Annotated in this window: 22 protein-coding genes and 1 pseudogene; 17 read left to right on the top strand and 6 right to left on the bottom strand. The window is 60.9% G+C overall.

The window, feature by feature from the left end:
- Positions 1–38: 38 nt before the first annotated feature.
- Positions 39–824 carry a mechanosensitive ion channel family protein gene (locus P7F28_RS21590; protein WP_277186715.1) on the bottom strand — a complete coding sequence of 262 codons (786 nt, stop codon included), beginning with the start codon at positions 822–824 and terminating at the stop codon, positions 39–41.
- A 202-nt stretch (positions 825–1,026) separates the two neighbouring features.
- Here P7F28_RS21590 and mgrA point away from each other — a divergent pair, with 202 nt between their 5' ends.
- The 14 genes from mgrA to P7F28_RS21520 all read left to right on the top strand — a co-directional run bounded on the left by mgrA (position 1,027) and on the right by P7F28_RS21520 (position 15,843).
- Positions 1,027–2,073 carry an L-glyceraldehyde 3-phosphate reductase gene (mgrA, locus tag P7F28_RS21585; protein ID WP_277186714.1) on the top strand — a complete coding sequence of 349 codons (1,047 nt, stop codon included), beginning with the start codon at positions 1,027–1,029 and terminating at the stop codon, positions 2,071–2,073.
- Between the two features lie 455 nt (positions 2,074–2,528).
- Positions 2,529–3,299, top strand: coding sequence for a ferredoxin--NADP reductase (locus tag P7F28_RS21580; protein ID WP_277186713.1), 771 nt, complete (start codon positions 2,529–2,531; stop codon positions 3,297–3,299).
- A gap of 328 nt (positions 3,300–3,627) precedes the next feature.
- Positions 3,628–4,446: a sensor histidine kinase gene (locus P7F28_RS21575; protein WP_277186712.1), complete on the top strand. Its 819-nt coding sequence runs from the start codon at positions 3,628–3,630 to the stop codon at positions 4,444–4,446.
- Positions 4,447–4,453: 7 nt separating this feature from the next.
- Positions 4,454–5,110: a response regulator transcription factor RqpR gene (gene rqpR / locus P7F28_RS21570; protein ID WP_277186711.1), complete on the top strand. Its 657-nt coding sequence runs from the start codon at positions 4,454–4,456 to the stop codon at positions 5,108–5,110.
- A gap of 170 nt (positions 5,111–5,280) precedes the next feature.
- Entirely contained in the window at positions 5,281–6,711 is a 1,431-nt protein-coding gene (locus P7F28_RS21565; RefSeq protein WP_277186710.1) for an amino acid permease, read from the top strand.
- Between the two features lie 203 nt (positions 6,712–6,914).
- Positions 6,915–7,391: a (2Fe-2S)-binding protein gene (locus P7F28_RS21560; protein WP_277186709.1), complete on the top strand. Its 477-nt coding sequence runs from the start codon at positions 6,915–6,917 to the stop codon at positions 7,389–7,391.
- Positions 7,392–7,449: 58 nt separating this feature from the next.
- Positions 7,450–9,822: a xanthine dehydrogenase family protein molybdopterin-binding subunit gene (locus P7F28_RS21555; protein ID WP_277186708.1), complete on the top strand. Its 2,373-nt coding sequence runs from the start codon at positions 7,450–7,452 to the stop codon at positions 9,820–9,822.
- 20 nt (positions 9,823–9,842) lie between these two features.
- Positions 9,843–10,646: a xanthine dehydrogenase family protein subunit M gene (locus P7F28_RS21550; RefSeq protein ID WP_277186707.1), complete on the top strand. Its 804-nt coding sequence runs from the start codon at positions 9,843–9,845 to the stop codon at positions 10,644–10,646.
- A gap of 6 nt (positions 10,647–10,652) precedes the next feature.
- A complete protein-coding gene (locus P7F28_RS21545) occupies positions 10,653–11,540 on the top strand; it encodes a MoxR family ATPase (protein ID WP_277186706.1) in 888 nt (295 codons plus the stop codon).
- A complete protein-coding gene (locus P7F28_RS21540; RefSeq protein ID WP_277186705.1) occupies positions 11,513–12,730 on the top strand; it encodes a VWA domain-containing protein in 1,218 nt (405 codons plus the stop codon). Before P7F28_RS21545 ends, P7F28_RS21540 begins: the two co-directional genes overlap by 28 nt.
- On the top strand, positions 12,721–13,284 hold the full coding sequence (locus P7F28_RS21535; protein ID WP_277186704.1) for a CoxG family protein: 564 nt from the start codon (positions 12,721–12,723) through the stop codon (positions 13,282–13,284). The genes P7F28_RS21540 and P7F28_RS21535 overlap by 10 nt, the downstream gene beginning before the upstream one ends.
- Complete coding sequence (locus tag P7F28_RS21530; protein WP_277186702.1) at positions 13,257–14,276, top strand: XdhC family protein; 1,020 nt, start codon at positions 13,257–13,259, stop codon at positions 14,274–14,276. The genes P7F28_RS21535 and P7F28_RS21530 overlap by 28 nt, the downstream gene beginning before the upstream one ends.
- A 93-nt stretch (positions 14,277–14,369) precedes the next feature.
- Positions 14,370–15,479, top strand: coding sequence for a PepSY domain-containing protein (locus P7F28_RS21525; RefSeq protein ID WP_277186701.1), 1,110 nt, complete (start codon positions 14,370–14,372; stop codon positions 15,477–15,479).
- A gap of 79 nt (positions 15,480–15,558) precedes the next feature.
- Complete coding sequence (locus P7F28_RS21520; RefSeq protein WP_277186700.1) at positions 15,559–15,843, top strand: BRO family protein; 285 nt, start codon at positions 15,559–15,561, stop codon at positions 15,841–15,843.
- Positions 15,844–16,262: 419 nt separating this feature from the next.
- On the opposite strand, the gene P7F28_RS21515 is transcribed toward P7F28_RS21520, so the two are convergent.
- From P7F28_RS21515 to P7F28_RS21505, 3 genes are all read right to left on the bottom strand, one after another.
- Positions 16,263–16,991, bottom strand: a complete 729-nt coding sequence (locus P7F28_RS21515; RefSeq protein WP_277186699.1) for a PepSY-associated TM helix domain-containing protein — start codon at positions 16,989–16,991, stop codon at positions 16,263–16,265.
- 184 nt (positions 16,992–17,175) lie between these two features.
- Positions 17,176–18,213, bottom strand: coding sequence for a serine/threonine protein kinase (locus tag P7F28_RS21510; RefSeq protein ID WP_277186697.1), 1,038 nt, complete (start codon positions 18,211–18,213; stop codon positions 17,176–17,178).
- Between the two features lie 63 nt (positions 18,214–18,276).
- Positions 18,277–18,489: a hypothetical protein gene (locus P7F28_RS21505; protein WP_277186695.1), complete on the bottom strand. Its 213-nt coding sequence runs from the start codon at positions 18,487–18,489 to the stop codon at positions 18,277–18,279.
- 593 nt (positions 18,490–19,082) lie between these two features.
- On the opposite strand from P7F28_RS21505, the gene P7F28_RS21500 reads away from it, so the two are divergent.
- Positions 19,083–19,268: a hypothetical protein gene (locus P7F28_RS21500; RefSeq protein WP_277186694.1), complete on the top strand. Its 186-nt coding sequence runs from the start codon at positions 19,083–19,085 to the stop codon at positions 19,266–19,268.
- 58 nt (positions 19,269–19,326) lie between these two features.
- Here the strand turns inward: P7F28_RS21500 and P7F28_RS21495 are convergent.
- A pseudogene (locus P7F28_RS21495) lies at positions 19,327–20,018 on the bottom strand (dienelactone hydrolase family protein).
- A gap of 567 nt (positions 20,019–20,585) precedes the next feature.
- On the opposite strand from P7F28_RS21495, the gene P7F28_RS21490 reads away from it, so the two are divergent.
- Entirely contained in the window at positions 20,586–21,731 is a 1,146-nt protein-coding gene (locus P7F28_RS21490) for a branched-chain amino acid ABC transporter substrate-binding protein (protein ID WP_277186693.1), read from the top strand.
- 65 nt (positions 21,732–21,796) lie between these two features.
- On the opposite strand, the gene P7F28_RS21485 is transcribed toward P7F28_RS21490, so the two are convergent.
- On the bottom strand, positions 21,797–23,020 hold the full coding sequence (locus P7F28_RS21485) for an MFS transporter (RefSeq protein ID WP_370467370.1): 1,224 nt from the start codon (positions 23,018–23,020) through the stop codon (positions 21,797–21,799).
- A gap of 169 nt (positions 23,021–23,189) precedes the next feature.
- Here P7F28_RS21485 and P7F28_RS21480 point away from each other — a divergent pair, with 169 nt between their 5' ends.
- A complete protein-coding gene (locus tag P7F28_RS21480; RefSeq protein WP_277186691.1) occupies positions 23,190–23,855 on the top strand; it encodes a HugZ family protein in 666 nt (221 codons plus the stop codon).
- The last annotated feature ends 76 nt before the right edge of the window (positions 23,856–23,931 follow it).

Below are 23,931 nucleotides of genomic sequence, written 5' to 3'. Positions count from 1 at the left end.
GATAAAGCGCGTTAGCTTATCAACACCTGGTCAGCACATCATGCGGCTTGAGGTACATCGCGCGTGAGCGGCTGAATCTTGCGCAGCAAATCGGCTTGCACGCTGGCGTGATCGCTGGCGCGCGTCCATGCGCCGACGTTGTACTTCACGCCCGTATCCGTGTAATCCGTCACCGCGACCCACGGCGCAGGCACGTCCTGCACGATGCGTGCATCTTCACTGATCAGCCGACGCAATTCTCCGAGCACATGCTCGACCTGCAAGCCATGCTGCGCCTGAAAATTGATCACCACGCGGCGACGGTCGTTGGCGCTGTAATTGGTGATGGCGTTCGCCCAGATCAGACTGTTCGGCACATACATGATGATGCCGTCCGCTTTCGTCAGCCGCGTGGTGAACAGACCGATTTCGTTGACCGTACCCGCCGTCGTCCCCGTTCCTTCGATGTAATCGCCCACGCGAAACGGCCGCAGCAGCAGCAACATTAAACCCGCCGCGATGTTCTGCAACGTGCCCTGCAAGGCCAGACCGATAGCCAGCCCCGCCGCGCCAAGCACGGTCAGAATGCTCGCCGCCGCGATCCCGAACTTGCCGAGCGCCGCGACGATGGCGACCACGCGGATCGCCCACATGGCGACGCTGGCGAGCACGGGCGTCAGCGTCGCATCGACACTCGTGCGGGCGAGCGCGCGACGCAGCGCGTTCGCGACGGCATTCGAAATCCACCAGCCGATTACGAGAATCAGGAGCGCCAACAAAATGTCGATGCCGTAGGTCAAGGCAATCGCGGAAAAGGAATCGTAGGCGGGGCGCAGGTTGTCCATGGGTCTTGCTCCAACGTAGAAGATTTGCTTTGGTCCGGCGGCGCGCCGGATCGTTCCCCGCACCGAATATCGGGATGGCGTGCGTGGAGTGCTCGTTGAATCGCTGATTGCCTTACCATTTACGACCCGGCTCGCGCTCAGGCGCGCCGATTCTTCAAAGATCATCCAACCGCACAATCGCAATCCGCAGGGGACATCCGACATGGCATACGAAGCCGCCTCAGAACGCTATTCATCGCACATGCAGTTCCGCACCTGCGGCAAGACCGGGCTGAAACTGCCCGCGCTGTCGCTGGGGCTTTGGCACAATTTCGGCGATACCACGCCCATCTCCACGCAACGCGACATTTTGCGCACCGCGTTCGACCTCGGCGTGACGCACTTCGATCTGGCCAACAACTACGGCCCGCCGTACGGCAGCGCCGAAACCAACTTCGGCCGCCTGTTCAAGGACGATTTCAAACCGTATCGCGACGAGCTGCTGATTTCGACCAAAGCCGGTTGGGATATGTGGCCTGGTCCGTATGGTCAAGGCGGCGGATCGCGCAAATACGTGCTCGCGAGTCTGGATCAGAGCCTGAAGCGCATGGGTCTGGATTACGTCGATATTTTCTACTCGCATCGTTTCGATGCGGATACGCCGCTGGAAGAAACCGCTGGCGCGCTGGCAACGGCCGTGCATTCGGGCAAGGCGCTTTACGTTGGCATTTCGTCATATTCATCGGCCAAAACGCGGGAAATGGCCGCGCTGCTGGCGGAGCACAAAGTGCCGCTGCTGATTCATCAGCCTTCGTACAACATGCTGAATCGGTGGATCGAAAAGGATCTGCTCGATACGCTCGATGAAGTCGGCGCGGGCAGCATCGCGTTCACGCCGCTCGCGCAAGGCTTGCTGACGAACAAGTACCTGAACGGCATTCCGCAGGACGCGCGCATTAACAAGCCGGGCGGCGGCTCGCTGAAGCAGGAACATCTGAGCGATGAAAACATCGCGCACGTCCGCAAACTCAACGATATGGCGCAGAAGCGCGGCCAAAGCCTCGCGCAGATGGCGCTCGCGTGGGCGCTGCGCGGCGGGCGAGTGACGTCGGTGCTGATTGGCGCGAGCCGCGCGGAGCAGGTCCGGGAGAACGTCGGCGCGCTGAAAAACCTGGAGTTTTCGAAGGAAGAACTCGCCGAAATCGATCAATACGCGCAGGAAGGCGGCATCAACCTGTGGGAAAAGCCGTCAACCGATCAGCGAATCTGACGCATCCGTGGCCTATCGCCAACAGGGATTTTCGAGATAAACGCGGCATCGTTGCTATCATGCGGGCTCGGCGGCTTTTCGATTTTCGTATCGACCAGCCGCCGTTTCGTCGGATGGCTTGTCTCTCCGATCGTGCAGCCAGCCGGGTCCATTCCGCCAGCCAGCACACGCCTGCGCGTTTGCCTGTGCGTCTGTAACGCAGGCGGGACGCGCGCTCTGCCGTAAGACGACGGGTGGCTATCGGGTTAAAATAGTCGATTGCACCGGTCAGCCTGACGATCAGCCTGCTCCTGCGGTTTGCGCCACGAGCGATGACGCCGGAGCAGCGCCGCTTGCCTCGCCATGCGCGGCGGCAAGCAGAATACGCAATCGATCAGCCACGTCTCGCGCCCTTTCGACGCCCGTTTCGGCTTATCCCGTCGCCAGCGTCACGATTTCGCATAGTCCAAGAAGCCATGAGCAACCTGAATCCTCAAACCGTTCTGAGTGTCCATCACTGGACCGACACGCTTTTCAGTTTCACCTGCACCCGCGACAGCGCGTTCCGCTTCGAAAACGGCCAATTTACGATGGTCGGCCTCGAAGTTGATGGCAAGCCGCTGCTGCGCGCCTACAGCCTCGCGAGCGCGAACTACGAAGAGCATCTCGAATTTTTGAGCATCAAGGTGCCCGACGGCCCGCTGACTTCGCGTCTGCAACACTTGAAGGTGGGCGATCCCGTGCTGATCGGCAAGAAGCCGACGGGCACGCTGGTCGCTGACAATCTGCTGCCCGGCAAGACGCTGTGGCTGCTGTCCACCGGCACGGGCCTCGCGCCGTTCATGTCGATCATCAAGGATCCCGAGGTGTACGACCGTTTCGACAAGATCGTGCTGACGCATACCTGCCGCTTTGTCGATGAACTCGCGTACAAGGATTTCATCACCGAGCATTTGCCGGCGCACGAGCATATCGGCGAGATCGTGTCGGAGAAGCTGGTGTATTACCCGACGGTCACGCGCGAAGAGTTCGCGAATCGTGGCCGTATCACCGATCTGATCGAAACGAAGAAGCTGTTCGCCGATCTGGCGATGGAGCCGTTCTCGCTCGAAAACGACCGCGTCATGCTTTGCGGCAGCCCGCACATGCTGCGCGACACGCGCGAACTGCTCGACTCGATGGGCTTCCAGGAAGGCAGCAACAATCATCCTGGTCATTACGTGGTGGAAAAGGCGTTCGTCGGCTGATCGCTATCTTCTGCAAAAAAAACCGGAGCCGCGTGCTCCGGTTTTTTTTCGCCTGTGCGTTGTTACATTTTCCCGAGCGTCTAAGAATGCTGTAGGACATCTTCCTACTGATTTTACGCAGCGAACTTCGCAAAAAACTTGAAGTTCGTGCGTTGAAGCCTTGTCGGACATGGATTTATAATATTTTTGAGATAAGATCCCTCAAACTGAATTGGACCGGATGACGAAACATCGTCCGAGTTCGATGTTACAGAGTGTAAAAGCCGTTACGCCGCTCGCGCGATGACCGAGGACGTAGCCGCCATTACGCTCAAAGCGAGGAAAGTCAATGAAACCGTCGGCCAGGGTCTCAGCGAGCCGCGCATCGCTTGCGGCGTCTTCGGCGGCGTCGGCGTCTTCATCTGCGTGTGAAGGCGAAGGCAAGCTCGAAGGTGACCGGCGTATCGAACGCCTGACCGCGCGCGTGCGCGATCTCGCCGCGCAAATCGTATCGGTTGAAGAACATACGCGGCGCGCGCTCGCTCAGGATCTCCACGATGACGCTGGCGCAGCCATGACCGCCGCCAATATCGCGCTTGCTCGCGTCGCTCACTGGCTTCCCGCCGATGCCCCCGACGCCTGCGCCGATGCACTCAGGCAAGCGCGCGCGTGCCTCGCGGATATCACCGAAGCGTGCCATCGGATTGTCGAAGACTTGCACGAGCCTGCGTTCGACCTGGGCGTGGGTGTGGCGATCGAACAATGGATCGCGGGCTTCAGTGAACAAACCGCGATTCCCGTCAATTTCAACCAATCAGTTGAAATTCCGCTCGATCGCCTGCCGCGCGATATCGCGATTGCGCTTTATCGCGTGATGCAGGAGGCGCTCAGCAACGCCGCGCGCCACGCGCAGGCCACGCGCGTGAGCGTGAGCATCGCACTCGATGCGCAATCGGTTACGTTGATAGTGGAAGACGATGGCGTCGGCATTACGCCGGTCGCGCGTCGCAAAACCGGCCGCTTCGGCCTGTCAGGCATGCGCTCGCGCTGCGATGCGCCCGGCGGCAGCCTGCGTATCGTGGCGGCGAAGGCGGGCGGCACCAGCGTGCGTGCGCGTCTGCCGCTGAACGGCGCCGCGCGTCGCATGCTGCGTGTGCTCAACGCGTGAGGCGACTGTGACGCTCAAAGTCCTGCTCGCCGACGATCACGCCATCGTGCGCCGTGGCGTCGCGCAATTGCTGGTGGAAGTGGGCGCGGCATCGAGCGTGATCGAGGCCGAAACGGGCCGCGACGCGCTCTCGCTCGCCACGCGCGACGCCTTCGACGTCGCCATGCTCGATATTTCGCTACCCGATATCAACGGTCTCGATGTGCTCAAACGCGTAAAGCGCGACGTGCCGCGTCTGCCCGTGCTGATGTTTTCGATGTATCGCGAGGATCAATACGCGGTTCGCGCGCTGAAAGCGGGCGCGTCGGGCTATCTGCCGAAAACCGCCGATCCGGCGTTGATGATCGGCGCGATCCGGCAAGTCGCGGCGGGCCGGAAGTACGTCAGCCCGGAAATGGCCGAAGCGCTCGCCACGTACGTGTCGCTCGACACCGAGCGCATGCCGCACGAAAAGCTCTCCGATCGCGAGTTTCAGACGCTTTGCATGCTCGCTTCCGGGAAACGATTGACCGACATTGCCAACGCATTGTCGCTTTCTGTGAAAACGGTAAGCGTTTATCGTGCACGCTTACTCGACAAGATGAAGCTTGCGAATAACGCCGAGCTTACCTTCTATGTGATGAGTAATCGCCTTGTCGATATGAATCCGGCGATTGCCGGATGACATCACACGCACGCAGAAATTTATCCCGAACAAGATAAATCGGTAAAAATTCACCGCAACAGTGCGCTATTTGCCCAAAAACTGGGCAATCTCTGAGTCTCCGCTAAAATGTCGGGTTTTCCCGAAGTAGCAGTAGGGCGCCCGACTGCGCCAATAGGAGACTCACCGCAATGTCGTTGTTCCGCAAGAAAAACATCGAGCACATGCTGGCCGGTGCTCACAGTACGTCACTCAAGAAATCGCTCGGCGCCATGGACCTGATGTTTCTGGGTATCGGCGCGATTATCGGCACGGGGATTTTCGTGCTCACCGGAAAAGGCGCGCTGCAAGCCGGACCGGCGCTGACGCTGGCCTTTATCGTCGCGGCTATCGCGTGCGGGCTTGCGGGTCTCGCGTATGCCGAATTTGCATCGGCGATTCCGGTTGCCGGCTCCATCTATACGTATTCGTACGCCACGCTCGGTGAACTGGCCGCGTGGATCATCGGCTGGGATTTGATGCTGGAATATGGGCTGGCGACATCGGCTATTTCGGTCGGCTGGTCGGGATATCTGCAATCCTTGCTGGCGGGATTCGGCATTCATTTGCCGACCGTGCTAACCGCCGCGCCCGGCGCGGACCCGCATCACGTTACGTATTTCAATTTGCCCGTTTTCCTCGTGATGATGGCGATTACGTGGCTGCTGTCCATCGGCGTGAAGGAATCGACGCGCGTGAATAACGTGATGGTCGGGATCAAGGTGTTAGTGGTGTTGCTGGTGATCGTGGTCGGCGTGTTTCATGTGACGCCTGCCAACTGGCATCCGTTTATGCCGATGGGTTATTCCGGCGTGTTCGGCGCGGCGGCGATCATGTTCTTCGCGTTTATCGGCTTCGATTCGGTGTCGTCGGCGGCGGAAGAAGTGAAGAATCCGAAGCGGGATCTGCCGATCGGCATTATCGGTTCGCTGGCGGTCTGCGCGGTGTTGTACGTGGCGGTGTCGGCGGTGGTGACGGGCATTGTGCCGTGGCAGCAGTTCGCGGGCATTCCGAATCCGGTTTCGTATGCGCTGAAAGTGGCGGGGCAGAATTGGGTCGCCGGTCTGATCGATCTCGGTGCGGTGCTCGGCATGCTGACCGGCATTCTCGTGATGCTCTACGGCCAGACGCGCATCATTTTCGCGATGTCGCGTGACGGTTTGCTGCCCGCGAAGCTGTCCAGCGTGCATCCGCGCTACAAGACGCCGCATTTCACGACGTGGTTCGTCGGCATTTTCTTCGGGCTGATTGGCGCGGTCGTGCCGCTCGACGTGCTGGCCGAACTGATCAATATCGGCACGCTCGCGGCGTTTTCGATGGTATCGATCGCCGTGCTGATTCTGCGCCGCACGCATCCGGAACTGCCGCGCGCGTTCCGTTGCCCCGGCGTGCCGGTCGTGCCCATTCTTGCCGTCGCGGCCTGCCTGTTCCTGATGGTCAATCTTCAGCCGGTGACGTGGATTGCCTTCATCGCGTGGCTGGTGATTGGCCTGGCGATCTACTTCGTGTATTCGCGCCGTCATTCGAAGCTCGCGCAAGGCGAAGCGGCGGTGACGAGCGAAAGCAACGTCGCAACGCACTGAAAGAGCACAGAAACAACGCCGCCTCCGGGCGGCGTTTTTCATTGGCGCGCGATTCCCGCACACGCGTGCGCCCCGATTGGCGGCATCGGCGGATTTGTGTTTTACTCGTTGTCACAAAAACGCATACACGAAATCCCAGCCTCGCGCTCAGGATGTGTTGTCGGGCGCGTGAGGCCGGTCTATCCCCCTAGGAGACAGTGAAAATGGCGCTCAGCATCAGCCTGACGGTCAACGGCAAACCCGTGACCGCCACCGTCGAACCGCACGTCCTGCTCGTTCAATTTCTACGCGAAGAACTCCGCCTGACCGGCACGCATATCGGCTGCGATACCGCGCAGTGCGGCGCGTGCACGGTGCATCTCGAAGGCCGCGCGATCAAGTCGTGCAACATTCTTGCCGCGCAGGCGGACGGAATGAGCGTGACGACCATCGAAGGCATGTCGAAGGACGGCCAGCTTCATCCGATGCAGGCAGCGTTCAAGGAATGCCATGGTCTGCAATGCGGCTTCTGTACGCCCGGCATGGTGATGAGCGCGAGCGCGCTGGCGGCGCAATCGCCGGGACTCTCCGAAGAAGAAGTGCGTGAACAGCTCGACGGCAATCTGTGTCGCTGTACGGGCTATCACAACATCGTCAAAGCGGTCATGCAGGGCGCGCAGGGCATGAAAGCCGGCGCCTGACTCGCGAACCCAATCTCATCCAAACGATGTATCGCGCCTTGTCGGAAAGGAGACCGCGATGAATGCCCCTGAGCAACACAAAATGATCGGCGCTGGTGTGAAGCGCAAGGAAGACTATCGATTTCTGACGGGCGCGGGCCAGTACACGGACGATGTCGTGCTGCCGCAGCAAAGCTACGGCGTGTTTCTGCGCTCGCCGCACGCGCACGCGAAGATCGGCAAGATCGATCTCGATGCGGCGCTCAAGTCGCCCGGCGTAATCGCCATTTTCACCGGTAAGGATCTGGCGGGCGAGAACGTCGGCGGATTGCCGTGCGGCTGGCTGATTCACAGCACCGATGGCTCGCCGATGCACGAGCCGCCGCATCCGGTGATCGCGCATGACAAGGTGCTGCATGTGGGCGATCAGGTGGCGCTCGTCGTGGCCGAATCGATCAAGCAAGCGAAGGACGCGCTCGAACTGATCGAGGTGAATTACGACGTGTTGCCCGCCACCGTCGATACCGCGAGCGCATCGAACGAAGGCCAGCCGCTCATCCACGACAGCGTGCCGAACAACGTCTGCTACAACTGGGGCCATGGCGATAAAGCCGCCACCGATGCCGCCTTCGCGCAAGCCGCGCACGTGACGACGCTCGATATCGTCAATCAACGCCTGGTGCCGAACGCGATCGAACCGCGCGCCGTGAACGCGAGCTATTCGAAGCACGACGAAAGTTATACGGTCTACGTCGCCAATCAGAATCCGCACGTCGAACGCTTGCTGATGGCGGCGTTCGTGTTGTCGCTGCCGGAATCGAAGTTGCGCGTGATTGCGCCGGACGTCGGCGGCGGTTTTGGCTCGAAGATCTTTCTGTATGCGGAAGATGTCGCGCTGACGTGGGCATCGAAAAAAGTGGGGCGTCCGATCAAGTGGACGGCCGAGCGTTCCGAAGCCTTTCTCTCCGATGCGCACGGCCGCGATCACGTTACCAAAGCCGAACTCGCACTCGATAAGGATGGCAAATTTATCGGCATGCGTGTGCATACGACGGCGAACATGGGCGCGTATTTGTCCACGTTCGCGTCGTCGATTCCGACCGTGCTTTACGCGACGCTGCTGGCCGGCCAATACGCCACGCCCGCGATCTACGCCGAAGTGAAAGCGGTCTTCACCAACACCGTTCCCGTCGATGCCTATCGCGGCGCGGGTCGCCCGGAAGCGACGTACGTGGTCGAGCGATTGGTCGAAACGGCGGCGCGCGAATTGAATATCGATCCGGTCGAGCTAAGACGTCGCAATTTCATTCGCGAGTTTCCGTACGCGACGCCGGTTGGTCTCACCTACGACATTGGCGATTACGACGCCATTCTGAATCGCGCGTTGGAACTCGCGGACGTGGCGGGATTCGCGCAACGCCGCGAAGAATCGAAGAAGAACGGCAAGCTCCGAGGACTCGGTTACTCGTGCTACATCGAAGCATGCGGACTCGCGCCATCGAACGTGGCGGGCGCGTTGGGCGCACGTGCGGGCTTGTTCGAAGCGGGCGAAGTGCGCGTGCATCCGACCGGCTCGGTCACCGTCTTCACCGGATCGCACAGCCACGGACAAGGGCACGAAACGACCTTTGCGCAAGTCGTCGCGGATCGGCTCGGCATCGCGATAGAAAACGTCGAAGTGATTCACGGCGACACCGGGCGTATTCCGTTCGGCATGGGCACGTACGGCTCGCGTTCGATATCGGTCGGCGGTTCCGCGATCATGAAAGCGCTCGATAAAGTCGAAGCCAAAGCCAAGAAAATCGCCGCGCATCTGATGGAGGCATCGGCGGAAGATATCGAGTTCGAGAATGGCGTGTTCCGCGTCGCGGGCACGGATCGGACGAAGACGTTTGTCGATGTGTCGCTCGCGGCGTACGTGCCGCACAACTTCCCGCTCGACAAGCTCGAACCCGGCCTCAACGAAAACGCTTTCTACGATCCGACCAACTTCACGTATCCGTCCGGCGCGTACATTTGCGAAGTCGAAGTCGATCAGGACACCGGCGAAACGCGCATCCAGCAATTCACGGCGGTCGATGACTTCGGCAACGTCATCAATCCGATGATCGTCGAAGGACAAGTGCATGGCGGACTCGCGCAAGGCATCGGTCAGGCGATGCTGGAGCGCTGTGTGTACGACAAGGAAAGCGGCCAGTTGCTTTCCGGCTCGTTCATGGATTACGCGATGCCGCACGCCATCGACCTGCCGAACTTCACGGTGGAAACGGCGAAAGGCACGCCGTGCACGCATAACCCGCTCGGCGTGAAAGGCTGCGGCGAAGCGGGCGCGATCGGTTCGCCGCCCGCCGTCATCAACGCGATTCTCGATGCCCTCGCGCCGCTCGGCGTGAAGGATTTGCAGATGCCTGCGACGCCGCATCGCGTGTGGACCGCGATGCATAACGCCTGAGCGCCCGAGGAGATCACGCCATGTATTCATTCGATTATCAAAGGCCGGATCAGGCGCAAGCGGCCGTCGCCGCGCTCGCATCCGATGGCGAAGCGAAGTATCTCGCCGGTGGCCAAAGTTTGTTGCCGACCATGCGTTTGCGCCTCGCGCAACCTTCCGCGCTGATCGACGTCACGCGTATCGCGTCGATGAAAAGCGTGTCGCTGAGCGGCGATACGCTGACCATCGGCGGCGCGATGTGTCACGCGGCGGTTGCATCGAACGATGATGTGAAGCGCGCGTTGCCCGGACTCGCGGACCTTGCCGGACGCATCGGCGATCGGCAAGTACGCGAGCGCGGCACCATCGGCGGCTCGCTCGCCAACGACGATCCGGCCGCGTGCTATCCGTCCGCCGTGCTCGCGTTGAACGCGACGGTGGTGACCGACCGCAGACGCATCGGCGCGGACGATTTTTTCCTTGGCATGTACGAGACCGCGCTGGAACCCGATGAACTGATTGTCGCGGTCGAGTTTCCGCTGGCCGAGCGCGCGGGCTACGAGAAGTTTCGCAATCCGGCGTCGCACTTCGCGCTGGTCGGCGTGTTCGTCGCGAAGCACAAGGACGGAGCCGTGCGCGTCGGCGTGACGGGCGCGGCGTCTTCCGTGTTCAGGGCGAAGGAACTGGAAGCGGCGTTATCGAAGGACTTTTCGGTGGCGTCCGCGCGCAGCGTGACCATCGCGCCCGACGACCTCAACGACGACATGCACGCGAGCGCCGTGTATCGCGCGCATCTGATTCCGGTGCTCGCGGGCCGCGCAATCGAACGGGCAATGTCCTTTTAAAAGGCGATGCAATCCATCGATGAAACGCTCGCGCGTCTGCGCGAGCAGCAATACTTCGCCAGCCGCGAACTTGCGACGGCGCTCTTTCTCGCCTTGAAGATGCAGCGTCCGCTGTTTCTCGAAGGCGAACCGGGCGTTGGCAAGACCGAACTGGCGAAGGCCGCGGCGGGTTTGTGCGGCACGACGCTCTTGCGTCTGCAGTGCTACGAAGGACTCGATACGGCGAGCGCGCTGTACGAATGGGACTATCCGCGTCAGATTATGGCGTTGCGGCTGGCGGAAGCATCGGGCGATACGCCTTCGAATGACTCGCTGTATCGCGAGGAGTTTTTGCTGAAGCGGCCGTTGTTGCAGGCCTTGCTGCCCGATCCATCGAATGTGGATGCGCGCCGCGTTTTGTTGATCGATGAAATCGATCGCGCCGATGAGCCGTTCGAAGCGTTTCTGCTCGAATTGCTGTCGGACTTTCAGGTATCGATTCCCGAATACGGCACGGTGCGCGCGACGCATCCGCCGCTCGTCGTGATGACGTCGAATCGCACACGCGAAGTGCACGATGCGCTGAAGCGGCGATGCTTGTACCAGTGGATCGGCTATCCGGAGCGCGAGGTGGAACTGGCGATTGTCGCGGCGCGCGCGCCGGAAGCGAGCCACGCGTTGCAGACGAAGGCGGTTGCGTTCGTGCACGCGTTGCGCACGCTGGATTTGTTCAAGGCGCCGGGCGTGGCGGAAACCATCGACTGGTGCCGTGCGCTTGCGGCCTTGTCCGTGTCCGAACTCGATCCGCAATCGGTGCAGAACACGCTGGGCGTGCTGCTGAAGTATCAGGACGATCTCGCGCGCATGGATGCGGACACGCTCGCGCAATGTCTCGCGGCGTCGCCATCGCCATGACGACGGACGCGTTCGCCCGCAATGTCGTGCATTTCGTGCGCTTGCTGCGTGGCGCGGGACTCGGCATGTCGCCCGCGCACGCCGTCGATGCGCTCGAAGCGCTGCGCTTTATCGACTTGCGCCGCCGCGACGATGTGCGCGCGACGCTCGCCTGTTTGCTGGTCCACGCCAACGACGAACGCAATATCTTCGACGCCGCCTTCGATCTTTTCTGGCGCGATCCGGATTGGGAAGGCAAGCTGCGCGCGCTGCTGCTGCCGAAGGTGACGAACGGCATGCCGCCGCCGAAGCGCAATAACCGTTTGGCCGATGCGTTGGCTGTTCACGCCGCGTCACGGGCTTCTCCGCCGCAGGAACAGACGGCCGAGATAAACGCGAAGCTCAGCTTCAGCGCCTCCGAACGCCTGAATCATCGCGATTTCGACACGCTTACCGCCGATGAATGGCGCACGCTGCGGCATCAGATTCGCGCGCATCGGCTGCCGCTGGCGACGGAGCGCACGCGTCGGCTGAAAGCGGCATCGCGCGGCACGCATGCCGATCTGAAAGCGAGCGCGCGTCATGCGGTGCGCTCGGGCGGCGACTGGACCGTGTGGAAATATCGCGCGGTCGCGGAGCGCCGTCCGCCGCTCGTTTTGCTGCTCGACATCTCCGGTTCGATGAGCGCGTACTCGCGCGCGGTCCTCTACTTTTGCCACGCGCTGTTGCAATCGCGGGAACGTTTGCAGGTGTTTCTGTTCGGCACGCGGCTGACCAACGCCACGCGCGCCTTGCGCGAACGCGATCCGGATATCGCCATTGCCGCGCTCGGGCAGAACGTCGCGGACTGGTCGGGCGGCACGCGTATTGGCGCGGCGCTGGCGGAGTTCAATCGGCGCTGGGCGCGGCGCGTGCTATCGGGTCGTGCAAGCGTGCTGCTCGTCACCGATGGCCTCGATCACGAAGCCATCGACGTACTCGATACCGAAATGCAGCGGCTCGCGCGCTTTGCGCATCGGCTGGTATGGCTCAATCCGCTGCTTCGATTTGCTGATTTCACGCCGCGCGCGCGAGGCGTGCGCGCGATCCTGCCGCACGTTGATGCGATGCTCGCGGCGCACAACCTCGACAGTCTGAGCGCCGTAGGACGCGAACTCGCCGCGCTGTCACGGCATAAAGGACGCCATAAAGGAGACATGCGATGGAACTGACCGAAACGCACACGCTGCCGGTGCCGCAGCAACGCGCGTGGGAAGCGCTCAACGACACGTCGATTCTGAAGGCGTGCATTCCCGGCTGCGACAGCATCGAAGCAGACGGCGAAAATGCCTATAACGTCGGGATGACTGCCGCCGTCGGCCCGGTCAAGGCACGCTTCAAGGGCCGCATGGAACTGACGGAAATCGACGCGCCGCACACGTACACCATCGTCTTCGAAGGGCAAGGCGGCGCGGCGGGCTTCAGCAAAGGCAGCGCGAAAGTGAACCTCGAACCCGGAGACGAAGCCGACACGACCAAGCTCAGCTACAGCGCAAACGCGCAGGTCGGCGGCAAGCTGGCGCAGATCGGTTCCCGTCTCGTGGACGGCGCGGCGCGCAAGATCGCAGCAGAATTTTTCAAACGATTCAGCGCGCAACTCGCCGGTTCAGGAAATTCCGAATCCGTTGCCGATGCGCAAGATGTAGCCTCCGCTGCTCAAGAAAGTGGCGGCGAAACGCAGGAAAAAGGAAAGAAATCATGGACAGCGTGGATCTCGAAGTCCTGAAGAACAGCGCGCGATGGCTCGCAGAGGGCAAACGCGTACTGCTGGTGACGGTGGTGAAGACGTGGGGCTCGTCGCCGCGTCCCGAAGGCGCGATGCTCGCGGTGCGTGAGGACGGGCACGTGGTCGGCTCGGTGTCGGGCGGGTGTATCGAAGATGATTTGATCGAGCGCGTGCGGCAGCGGGGCATCGAACAAGTGCTTCCGGAAGCGGTGAAGTATGGGATCAGCGCGGAAGAGGCGCATCGCTTCGGGCTGCCGTGCGGCGGCACCATCCAGCTCGTGCTGGAGCCGTTGACGCATGAGAGCGGCATCGCGGAGCTGTGTGCGGCGGTGGAAGCCGGCAAGCTGGTCGCGCGCACGCTCGATATGAAAACCGGCGTCGCGCGGCTCGAAGCTGCGCAAGCCACGGATGGCGTGCTTTTCGACGACAACCGTCTGCTGACCATTCACGGACCGCGTTATCGCATGCTGGTGATTGGGGCGGGGCAGTTGTCACGGTATCTGTGCAGTATCGCGGTCGGTCTCGACTATCAGGTGACCGTGTGCGATCCGCGCGAGGAATACACGGAAGAGTGGGACGTGGCGGGCACGACCATCGTTCGAACCATGCCCGACGACACCGTGATGGAGATGAAGCTCGACGAACGCTGCGCGGTGATCGCGCTCACGCACGACCCGAAACTCGACGATCTCGCGCTGATGGAAGCGCTGAAGACGCCAGCGTTTTATGTCGGCGCGCTCGGTTCACGTCGCAATAACGCGGCGCGGCGCGAGCGGCTAAAGGAGTTCGATCTGAGCGAGGCGGAACTGGCGCGGCTGCATGGGCCGGTGGGGATTTATATCGGCAGCCGGACGCCGCCGGAAATTGCCGTATCGATTCTCGCGGAAGTGACGGCGGCGAAAAACGGCGTCTCGCTGCCGGAATTGCTGCAAGTGGAAGGCGCGAAGGCGGCGCGCGAAATCGCGGGGAATGGAGAAGTCTGCGGCGTTTGAGGCTTACATAATGCCTACGGATGATCGTGCCGGGCTTCTATAATCATCTGTTCTCTTTCCTCAGCTTTTGATTGAATGCCCGGTAAGCCCTTTATGAGCCAGCGCGCGTTGCGCGTCTGGTCGATCGTGCATCGATGGACGAGTCTCATTTGCACGGCCTTCATGCTGTTGTTGTGTCTCACCGGTTTGCCGCTGGTCTTCGGCCACGAACTCGACCTTCTCACCGGCGATGCAATCGAGTTGCCCGCGCCCGAAACCGACGCGCGCGCAACTTACGATGCGGTGCTGCAAGCCGCATTGCGCGAGCATCCCGGTCACGTTCCGCAATATGTGATCTGGGAGCCTGACGAACTGCTGCTGCCCGTCGTCGTCACCGCGCCGCGCGCCGACACGCCTCCCGACGACACGCTCAGCACCACGGTCGATGCCCGCACGGCCAAACCGCTCGGCATGCCGCCTGGCAAAGGATCGCTCAAGTTCGTGCTGCTGAAACTGCACGTCGATATGTTCGCGGGACTGTTGGGCAAGCTGTTCCTCGGCGCGATGGGCGCGGTGTTTCTCGCGGCAATCGTGTCGGGCGTGGTCGTGTATCTGCCGTTCTGGCGCAAGGTCGGACTCGGGCGCGTACGGCTGAAGAAGAAACGGCGCATCGTGTGGCTCGACTGGCACAACGCCTTCGGCATGTTGACGCTGGCGTGGGCGCTGCTCGTCGGCGCGACCGGATCGATCAATACGCTTGCCGATCTGATGCTCGATGCCTGGCGCAACGATCAACTCGCGCAGATGCTCGCGCCTTATCACGGACAGCCGCCCGTCATGGTGCGCGCTTCTATCGACGATGCCGTGAAGACCGCGCACGAAGCCGCGCCGGGGATGATTCCATCGTTCGTGGCGTTTCCGGGCACGCGCTTCGCGAGCCCGCATCACTACGCGGTGTGGATGCGCGGCGACGGCATTCTGACCACGCGCATCATGCGCCCGGTTCTCGTCGATGCATCGACCGGCGCGCTCACGGATTCACGCGAACTGCCGTGGTATCTGAAAGTGCTGCTCGGATCGCAGCCGCTGCACTTCGGCGATTTCGGCGGCATGCCGCTCAAGATCTTCTGGGCAACGTTCGATCTGCTGACGATCGTGGTGCTGGGCAGCGGCCTGTATTTGTGGCTGACGCGGCATAACCCGAGGAGAGCGAAGCGGGCGTGATTTGGCCGTTTGGCCGAGGTGTGCTTTAAAAGGCGCGTCGATACATTGGTACTTCCTTTTCACAGCGAGGAAGTTATCGATGTCGAGCAATGAAGCTGCATCACGGCATCACCTGACGTTCGAAAACATCAGGCAGAAAAATGAAGAGGGCGAGTTCTGGTTTGCTCGTGATCTTGCGCCGCTGCTGGACTATCAAGACTGGCGCAACTTTGTTCAGGTGATCAAAAAAGCGAAGACCGCTTGCGAGCGCTCGGGGCACAAGGTCGAAGACCATTCGGTGACGTCACCAAAATGGTCCGGCTCGGCTCTGGCGCGAATCGCGCGGTGTCGGATTCCAGGTTGTCGCGTTACGCCTGTTATCTGATTGTCCAGAACGGCGATCCGTCCAAGGTCGTTATTGCCAACGGACAGACCTATTTCGCGCTCCAGACGCGCCGTCAGGAGTTGAGCGACGAGCCGTCATTTTCAAGCCTTTCTGAAGATCAACGGCGTTTGATACTTCGCGGAGAGCTGACGCATCACAACAAGGCGCTCAGCGCTGCTGCGCGTGCCGCCGGAGTAACAACTGGCTCAGACTATGCGATCTTTCAGGATCACGAGAGGCGCTTCCCACGCCGGAGAAAAGTATTCAGCAGATCGAGCGCGCGAAGCGGAAGGCGTTGAAGCAAAAGGAAAAAAACGCCGATCCTGAACGCTCTTCAAATTGACTTGAGAGATGCAACGGGACCATTTCGGTGAATCCACCGAAATGGTCCTTAGGACCTGATCAAACTGCGCCAGCCTTTACATTAACCCGCAAACCACCGCCGCAATCAGCGATACCGTCACGATCACCACGCCGGCCGTACGCCGCTTGTTCAACTCCGTCCACAGCAGCAAGCCCGTCAGCGAAAGCAGAATGATGCTGCCCGCGAACGTATCGATCAGCAGCACCCAGCCGATGCTCAGTCCCACGCCCTTGTGCAGATTCGTCATAGTGGCGAGGAAGGTGTTCTCGGTGCGCTTCACCGATACGAAGTTGTTGCCGACCCAGTACTCCGCCTGCACATTGCCGCCAGGAGAGGCGACCATCACCGACCATTGCTCCGGTTGCATCGTGCTCTTGTCGCCCCAACCGACGGGATGCGCGGGCTCGCGGCGCGTGCGTCCCAGATTGCCGTCGATCTTCAGTTCCTTCTTCAGCCACACGCCGAGATCGCGCGGCGATTTGAGGCCTTCGGCGGGCAGCGGCATCTGCATTTGCGCGACTTGCGGCTCGCCAGTGGAAATGCGCATCGGCGGCGCGCGATGATTCAGCAGAAAGCCCGTCACGCCGAACAGCAAACCCAGCAGCGCGCCCCACAGACCGACCCAGCCGTGCACCTTGCGCAGCCACTTCAAGAACGTCGAACGCCGCGAGCGATTCTTTCGAACCACGTGTTCTGCATCGTCGATCAAACGTCCGTGCGGGCGATATTGCGTGGAATGGCCCGTTGCGGGCGGTCGGGGACTGAGGGTGTCAGGCGCGTTCACGCGTCTCTCCAGAATTCGGGGGATGGCAGGCAACGCCATGCCCCGACCGGCTGATGACGCTTACGCGTGTCGATCGAAATGGGGATGGCAAATGTGGCAAATGAGAATCGTTATCATCACACGCTCAAATGACGTTTTCAATACCCTGCGAATCCCTGACAACATCCTTTTGTGACGAAAAATTTCAGACGGGCCAGAGCGGACCTTCCTGCATCGCGCCGATTTGCTCGCGCAACTCGAGGATGCGGTCTTCCCAATAACGCTGCGTGTTGAACCACGGAAAGGCGGCGGGGAACGTCGGATCGTGCCAGCGGCGCGCGAGCCAGGCGGAATAGTGGATGAGCCGCAGTGTGCGCAGCGCTTCGATCAGATGAAGCTCGCGCGGATCGAATTCGGCGAAATCTTCGTAGCCCGCGAGCAAATCGGTCAGCGCACGCGATGCCTCCGCGCGGCCGCCCGGCAGCAGCAGCCAGAGATCCTGAATCGCGGGCCCCATGCGGCTGTCGTCGAAATCGACGAAATGCGGGCCGGCGTCGGTCCACAAGACGTTACTTGGATGACAGTCGCCGTGCATCCGCAAATGCCGCACGTCGCCGGCGCGTTCGAAGCATTGTTCAACGCCTTCCAGCGCCAGCGATACCGCGCGTTCCCACGCTTCACGGACATCGTCCGGCACGAAGCGATGCGCGAGCAGAAAGTCGCGCGGTTCATAGCCGAAGGTCTGGATATCGAGCGTCGGCCGCTCGCGGTACGGCTCGATCGCGCCCACCGCGTGAATGCGCCCGATAAAACGCCCGAGCCATTCGAGCGTATCGCTACGATCGAGATCCGGCGCGCGCCCGCCGCGACGCTCGAACACGGAGAAGCGGAAACCGTCGAATTCGTGGAGCGTCGCGCCGTCGAGCACGCGCGCCGGAACGGCCGGAATTTCGCGCGCCGTCAGACTCGCGACGAAAGCGTGCTCTTCGAGAATCGCCGCGTTCGACCATCGTTGTGGCCGATAAAACTTCGCGACGACTGGCGGCCCATCTTCCACGCCGACCTGATATACGCGGTTTTCGTAGCTGTTGAGCGGCAGCATGCGGCCGTCGGTGCGTGCGCCGGTCGGCAGAAGCACGCTGTCGATCGCATCGAGCACGCGCTCGGGCGTGAGGCCGGCGAAGGGCGGCGCGTCGGCATCGGCGGACGGGCGCGGGGAATCATCGGAATGAGGAGAGTTCATTCCGGCATTGTGCCGCGCCTCGCAGCCGTTGGCATCGCGAATGCGCGGCGTGATGCGTGGGCGTCAATGCACGACCGTGTTGGCGGGACGTATGACGTCGCCGGTATCGATCAAATCTTCGAGGAAAAACGGCTCGGTATTGAGCAGTTTAGTTACGCCTGGCTCGCCTTCGTACCAGGCGACCATCGCCATATCACCGAGAATGCGCATGACAATGCCGCGTGCCCCTTGAGGCACGGCGATATGCACGGAGCGGACAATCGAACCGATTTGCATGATGAATCCCCGTTCCAGCGCCGGCTGAGGATAAAACGCCGGTCATATATTTCACCAAGCACAGGCTTTTCACGGCTCGTGCACCCAAACAACCGACCGCATCAATGTTGTGCGATGCGCAGCACGCACGGCCTACATGAACGATTGTGCAGTTACTTTAGCGCATCGTTGCGCGCTGGCGCGACGCTGAATGCGCGGATATGTTGTCCATCGCAGACGACTGGCACCAATTACTGACTCATCGACCGTTTAACAAGCATTCGCATAAGGCGAAACCCTTGCTTTCCAAAGGGCAGGCTCGCGGGCATTCCGGCGCGCGGCGCTTGGGTTGCGGATTGCATCGCATAAGGCACGCGCGTTCTGAAAGCCGAATGAAATCGGAACAATCTAAGGGTTTTTCCGCGTCTGCTTAAAAATTCGCAGCGCAAACCCTTGTCGTGCAAGGATTTTGCGCGTCGCATGGTTTCCCATTCGCTGAACTTGTGCCGACTTGTGTCAAAGCGCGGCCTATACTCGAATTGTCGATGCGATGCCCTTCACGACGATCACGACGACAAAGGCAAAGCTAAAAGCAGGACGATGGGAGACGCAAGATGACCACGTACTTCACGATCGGCGATTTCATTCTGATCATCCCGATGGCGCTCGCAGGCGCGCTGTTTCTCGGGGCCATTCCGTGCGCAACGCATTTCAAGAACAACGTGCTGCGGGTGTTCGGCGCGCTGCTCGGCGTGCTGGTGGCTTTTCTGCTGGTCGAGGGATTGCCGGCGCTAGTTTAGCGCCGCGCTTCACGCGATAAAAAGCGGACGCGCCGCGCCCGCTTCGGTTTCGCTTTGATTACAGATTTTCGCCAAGGAAGGTCAGCGTGCGCCCGTGCGCCAGCGCCGACGCCTTCGCGTTGAACGATGCGCGGTCACCGCAGTTGAAACCGTGATCGGCTTGCGGATATACATACAGCGCGGAGTCCTTGCGGCCCGCGAATTTCTGACGCACGGCATCGACGGCGTCGGCGGGAATGTGGGCGTCGAGTCGCCGTAGTGGAACTGCATCGGCACCTTGATCTTGTCGGCCTGATCGAGCGCGTTTTGAATGCCGCCGCCGTAGTACGCCACGCCCAGATCGACCGTGCCTTGCGCCGCCGCCAGATACGCGAGGCGGCCGCCGAAGCAATAGCCGATCGCCGCGACCTTACCCGTGACTTCGGGCAATGCACGCAATGCCTTCGCTGCAGCGCCGACATCGGCGACGGCTTCATCGAGCTTGGTCTTTTGCAGCAGTTCCATCGCCTTCTCGCGATCCGCGCCTTCGTAGCCCAGTTCGACGCGCGGCTGCGTGCGCCAGAAAACGTCCGGCGCCAGCGCGATATAACCATCGGCAGCATATTGATCCGCCACGCTGCGGATATGCGCGTTCACGCCGAAGATCTCCTGCAGGATGATCACGGCCGGTCCGGTGCCGGTCTTCGGCAGCGCCAGGTAACCCTGGAAGCTGTCGCCGTCGGCGGGAATATCGATCCAGCGGGAAGTCACGGAAACGGTCACGTTGAAGCTCCTTATTTAGCCGAAAGAGAGAGGCGAGTGAGTGTGCCAGCTTTCCCTTTCAGTCGCATAAGCGCGTCTTCTTGGCAAGCTGTGTGAAAGCTGGCATAGCCTTTGACGCGCATGGGTATTTTTAGAGCAGCGAGTCTAACAACACATCTAAATCGGCTTTAAAAAACAGCCTAATGAAGTGTCGATGCCGCGATTATCCAAAGCATTCCGACAAACCCGAACATCGCTCAAACCTTTGCGGGTGCAACCCGTGGAGAACCGCATGCCTAGGGCGTCTTCAGGGAAATGCACCACAAACGGCTGCATATCACAACAGGACGATAATCGGTAGTGACACCAGTATCTTAAAAAACTTCCCTAAATTAATTTGACAACCCTACACTTGCGCGCAGTGCGGATGGCAGCCGCCACAAATGGCTCGCCAGAAGGACTTGCCAAGTGCATGACGATGCATCCGGCGTGGTCGTCCACGGGACTGAGCGATCGTGATGAAAGACGGGGCACAGGGCGATTACGTAGTTTTTGGGACCGAAACTGGAGACTTACATGAACACCAAGCTTCACAAAATGTTGCCGATCAGCGCCGCAGCCTTGCTGTTCGCTACGTTGGCAACGTCCGCAGCAGCCGATGAAGTGGTCAAGATCGGTCACGTCGCTCCGCTGACCGGCGGTATTGCGCACCTGGGCAAAGACAACGAAAACGGCGCGCGGCTCGCAGTGGAAGAAATCAACGCCAAGGGTCTGACGATCGGCGGCCAGAAGATCACCCTGCAACTGGACCCGCAAGACGATGCAGCCGACCCGCGTACCGCTACGCAAGTCGCGCAGAAGCTGGTCGATGACAAGGTCGTCGGCGTCGTCGGTCACTTGAACTCCGGTACGTCGATCCCGGCATCGAAGATTTATAGCGATGCGGGCATCGTGCAGATTTCCCCGTCGGCAACGAACCCGACCTACACGCAGCAAGGCTTCAAGACGACGTACCGCGTCGTCGCGACCGATGCGCAGCAAGGTCCGGCGCTCGCCAACTACGCGGCGAAGACGATGAAGGTCAAGAGCGTCGCCGTGGTCGATGATTCGACCGCGTACGGCCAGGGTCTTGCCAACGAGTTCGAGAAGACCGCCAAGTCGCTGGGCCTGAAAGTCGTTTCGCACGATGCGACCAACGACAAGGCCGTCGATTTCCGCGCGATTCTGACGAAGATCAAGGGCGAAAATCCTGATGCCGTGATGTACGGCGGCATGGACGCAACCGGCGGCCCGTTCGCCAAGCAGGCCAAGCAACTCGGCCTGCGCGCCAAGGTGCTGGCAGGCGACGGCGTCTGCACGGAAAAGCTGGCTGGTCTGGCGGGCGGCGCCACCGACAACATCGTGTGTTCGGAAGCCGGCATGGCGCTCGAGAAGATGGAAGGCGGCGCGGCGTTCCAGGCGAAGTATCAGAAGCGTTTCGGCCAGCCGATCCAGATCTACGCTCCGTTCACGTACGACGCGGTGTACATCATCGTCGATGCAATGAAGCGTGCGAACTCGACGGATCCGGCGAAGATCGTCGCTGCGATGCCGAACACGGACTACAAGGGCGTGATCGGCGAGACGACCTTCGACTCGAAGGGCGATCTGAAGCACGGCGTGATCTCGCTGTACGACTACAAGAAGGGCAAGAAGTCGCTCCTCGACGTCGTGAAGATGTAATCACGCTTTAGTTTGATCGAAGCACAGAAGCGCGCGGTGCCGATTTGCTGATCGGCCCGCGCGCTTTATATTTTCCAGCGCCTGAGAATGCGCGGCCCGATTACGGTGATGATCGCGCAGCACGCTGCCACCACGCATAGGCCGATCGGCAGCGTGCTGATTTGCGCGACGCCGCCGATCAGAACCGGTCCGAACAGCAAGCCGAAATACGCGAGACCCGCGACCTGCGCGAGACCCTCCGCCGCCGTCACGCCTTCGACGCGCGCGGCTGCCGCGAACAGCACGGGCATCATGTTGGCGAGGCCTAGGCCCATCAGCGTGAAGCCGGTCATGGTGATCCACGTGATAGGGAAGACCAGCGCCATCACCATGCCGATAAACGCGAGCCCGGCGCTGCCGAAGATCAATTGCGGTGCGCCGAAACGCGCGCGGACCGTATCGCCGCCGAAGCGTCCGGCCGCCATGCCGCCTGAAAACGCCGCGTAGGCCGCGCTCGATACCGATGGCGTGGCCAGCACGACATCGCGCATATAGACGGTGGCCCAGTCGTACATGGCGCCTTCCGCGATCAATGCGATCAGCGCCATGCCGCCCAGCGCCCACAACGCGCCCGAACGCCATCGGTTCGATGACGACGCCTTCGCATGCTCATCGTGATGCGGCACGTGCGGCAGAACCGAAGGTATCGATATGAACAAGACGAGTGCGCCGAAGCCCGACGCCAGCGCGAGATGCAGCGCGGGCGCGAGTCCGTGCGCGAGCAACGCGCCACCGGCCGCCGCGCCCGCCATACCGCCGACGCTGAACATGCCATGCAGCGACGACATGATCGGCCGCCCGAGCGCTTCCTCGACCGCGCTGGCTTCAGCGTTCATCGCGACATCGAGCGTCGCCATGCCGAAGCCGAACGCCGCGAGCACGATCAGCAGCATCCAGTATGTCGGCGTCACCAGAATCAGCGAGCCGAAAATCACCATGCCGATACCGCCCGCCATACACGCGTTGCGCGTGCCGACGCGCGCGATCCACGACGCGTTCGTGAGCATCGCGAAGATCGAGCCGCCCGCGACCGCGAGCAGCGCGAAGGACAACATGCCGGGACTCAGCGCGAACTTGTCGCGCACGGTCGGCACGTGCACGCCCCACGACGCGTACATCATGCCGGCGATAAAGAAGATCGCCATCGTCGCGTAACGCGCGCGTTCGCGCGTCGCTGGCGGCAAGCTGCGATGCAGCGCGAGCGCCGATTGAGTTTCGCGGGAAGACGAGGCGGGAGTGGAATCGGACACGAAAGCAGCCGTTTGAGGAAATGAAGCGAAACGAGGACAACCCGAAGGACAACCGGACAGATTGCCACGAATCGAAGGAGCTTTCGATTCTATCGAACGGCTAGCAGACACGCTCGGACGTGGTGCATTACCATCGAACGCACTTATTTATGTTCGTCCGGTTAATCACATGCACATTCCATCGGAAGCGCCGATTCATCTTTTGCACCGTGTTTCGAACGGCACACTCTCGACTCATTCGCGCGAGCCTGCCGGTTTTCCTTATCCGACCGCACTGCCATTCGCACCGACCGCCCAACATATGCCGATGCTGCTGATCAGCAATCTCGCCGAACACACGCGCAATCTCCAGGCCGATTCACGCGCGGGTTTTCTGGTCGCGCATTCGGAAAACACAAACGTGCTCGAAGGCGAGCGGCTGACCTTGCTCGGGACATTTGCAGCGGCATCCGCCGATCGACAAACCGAACTCGCCCGCCGATATTTGCGTTATCACCCTTCCGCTGCGCGTTATCTCGATTTGGGCGATTTTTCGTTTTGGGTCATGAACGCGCAACGCATGCGATATATAGGCGGATTCGGCGCAATGGGCTGGCTCGACGGCAACGCGCTCGATCCGCTGGAGCCGATTTCCGCCGAAGACGAACTTTTTCTATACGAATTCGCCGACTCGCACGCCAATCGGCCGAAGCATCTTCGATTAACCGGAGTGGACCGATATGGCGCGGATTTGCTGATTGAGAGTGTGCGCAATCGTTTTACATTTGATCAGCCGAAATTAACTACGGATGAATTGGCGTCAGCGCTTACAGATTGTTTTACGCGCGAACAGTGAATTTTTGCGCGATTCGCTAACGATGTTACGTCCCGAATTGCAGTTTGACTGTCAACAGCTTTGTTCGCGTGATGTA

This window comes from Caballeronia sp. BR00000012568055 (assembly GCF_029439455.1).
Classification (GTDB): domain Bacteria; phylum Pseudomonadota; class Gammaproteobacteria; order Burkholderiales; family Burkholderiaceae; genus Caballeronia.
The sequence above is the reverse complement of the archived record's forward strand: the minus strand, read 5'-3'. Positions and strand labels throughout refer to the sequence as shown.

What these genes read in the sequence shown, in the direction of transcription:
- P7F28_RS21590 (WP_277186715.1), bottom strand. Translation starts at nt 824, where the DNA reads ATGGACAACCTGCGCCCCGCCTACGATTCCTTTTCCGCGATTGCCTTG.
- mgrA (WP_277186714.1), top strand. Translation starts at nt 1,027, where the DNA reads ATGGCATACGAAGCCGCCTCAGAACGCTATTCATCGCACATGCAGTTC.
- P7F28_RS21580 (WP_277186713.1), top strand. Translation starts at nt 2,529, where the DNA reads ATGAGCAACCTGAATCCTCAAACCGTTCTGAGTGTCCATCACTGGACC.
- P7F28_RS21575 (WP_277186712.1), top strand. Translation starts at nt 3,628, where the DNA reads ATGAAACCGTCGGCCAGGGTCTCAGCGAGCCGCGCATCGCTTGCGGCG.
- P7F28_RS21565 (WP_277186710.1), top strand. Translation starts at nt 5,281, where the DNA reads ATGTCGTTGTTCCGCAAGAAAAACATCGAGCACATGCTGGCCGGTGCT.
- P7F28_RS21560 (WP_277186709.1), top strand. Translation starts at nt 6,915, where the DNA reads ATGGCGCTCAGCATCAGCCTGACGGTCAACGGCAAACCCGTGACCGCC.
- P7F28_RS21555 (WP_277186708.1), top strand. Translation starts at nt 7,450, where the DNA reads ATGAATGCCCCTGAGCAACACAAAATGATCGGCGCTGGTGTGAAGCGC.
- P7F28_RS21550 (WP_277186707.1), top strand. Translation starts at nt 9,843, where the DNA reads ATGTATTCATTCGATTATCAAAGGCCGGATCAGGCGCAAGCGGCCGTC.
- P7F28_RS21545 (WP_277186706.1), top strand. Translation starts at nt 10,653, where the DNA reads ATGCAATCCATCGATGAAACGCTCGCGCGTCTGCGCGAGCAGCAATAC.
- P7F28_RS21540 (WP_277186705.1), top strand. Translation starts at nt 11,513, where the DNA reads ATGTCTCGCGGCGTCGCCATCGCCATGACGACGGACGCGTTCGCCCGC.
- P7F28_RS21535 (WP_277186704.1), top strand. Translation starts at nt 12,721, where the DNA reads ATGGAACTGACCGAAACGCACACGCTGCCGGTGCCGCAGCAACGCGCG.
- P7F28_RS21530 (WP_277186702.1), top strand. Translation starts at nt 13,257, where the DNA reads ATGGACAGCGTGGATCTCGAAGTCCTGAAGAACAGCGCGCGATGGCTC.
- P7F28_RS21525 (WP_277186701.1), top strand. Translation starts at nt 14,370, where the DNA reads ATGAGCCAGCGCGCGTTGCGCGTCTGGTCGATCGTGCATCGATGGACG.
- P7F28_RS21520 (WP_277186700.1), top strand. Translation starts at nt 15,559, where the DNA reads ATGTCGAGCAATGAAGCTGCATCACGGCATCACCTGACGTTCGAAAAC.
- P7F28_RS21510 (WP_277186697.1), bottom strand. Translation starts at nt 18,213, where the DNA reads ATGAACTCTCCTCATTCCGATGATTCCCCGCGCCCGTCCGCCGATGCC.
- P7F28_RS21505 (WP_277186695.1), bottom strand. Translation starts at nt 18,489, where the DNA reads ATGCAAATCGGTTCGATTGTCCGCTCCGTGCATATCGCCGTGCCTCAA.
- P7F28_RS21500 (WP_277186694.1), top strand. Translation starts at nt 19,083, where the DNA reads ATGACCACGTACTTCACGATCGGCGATTTCATTCTGATCATCCCGATG.
- P7F28_RS21490 (WP_277186693.1), top strand. Translation starts at nt 20,586, where the DNA reads ATGAACACCAAGCTTCACAAAATGTTGCCGATCAGCGCCGCAGCCTTG.
- P7F28_RS21480 (WP_277186691.1), top strand. Translation starts at nt 23,190, where the DNA reads ATGCACATTCCATCGGAAGCGCCGATTCATCTTTTGCACCGTGTTTCG.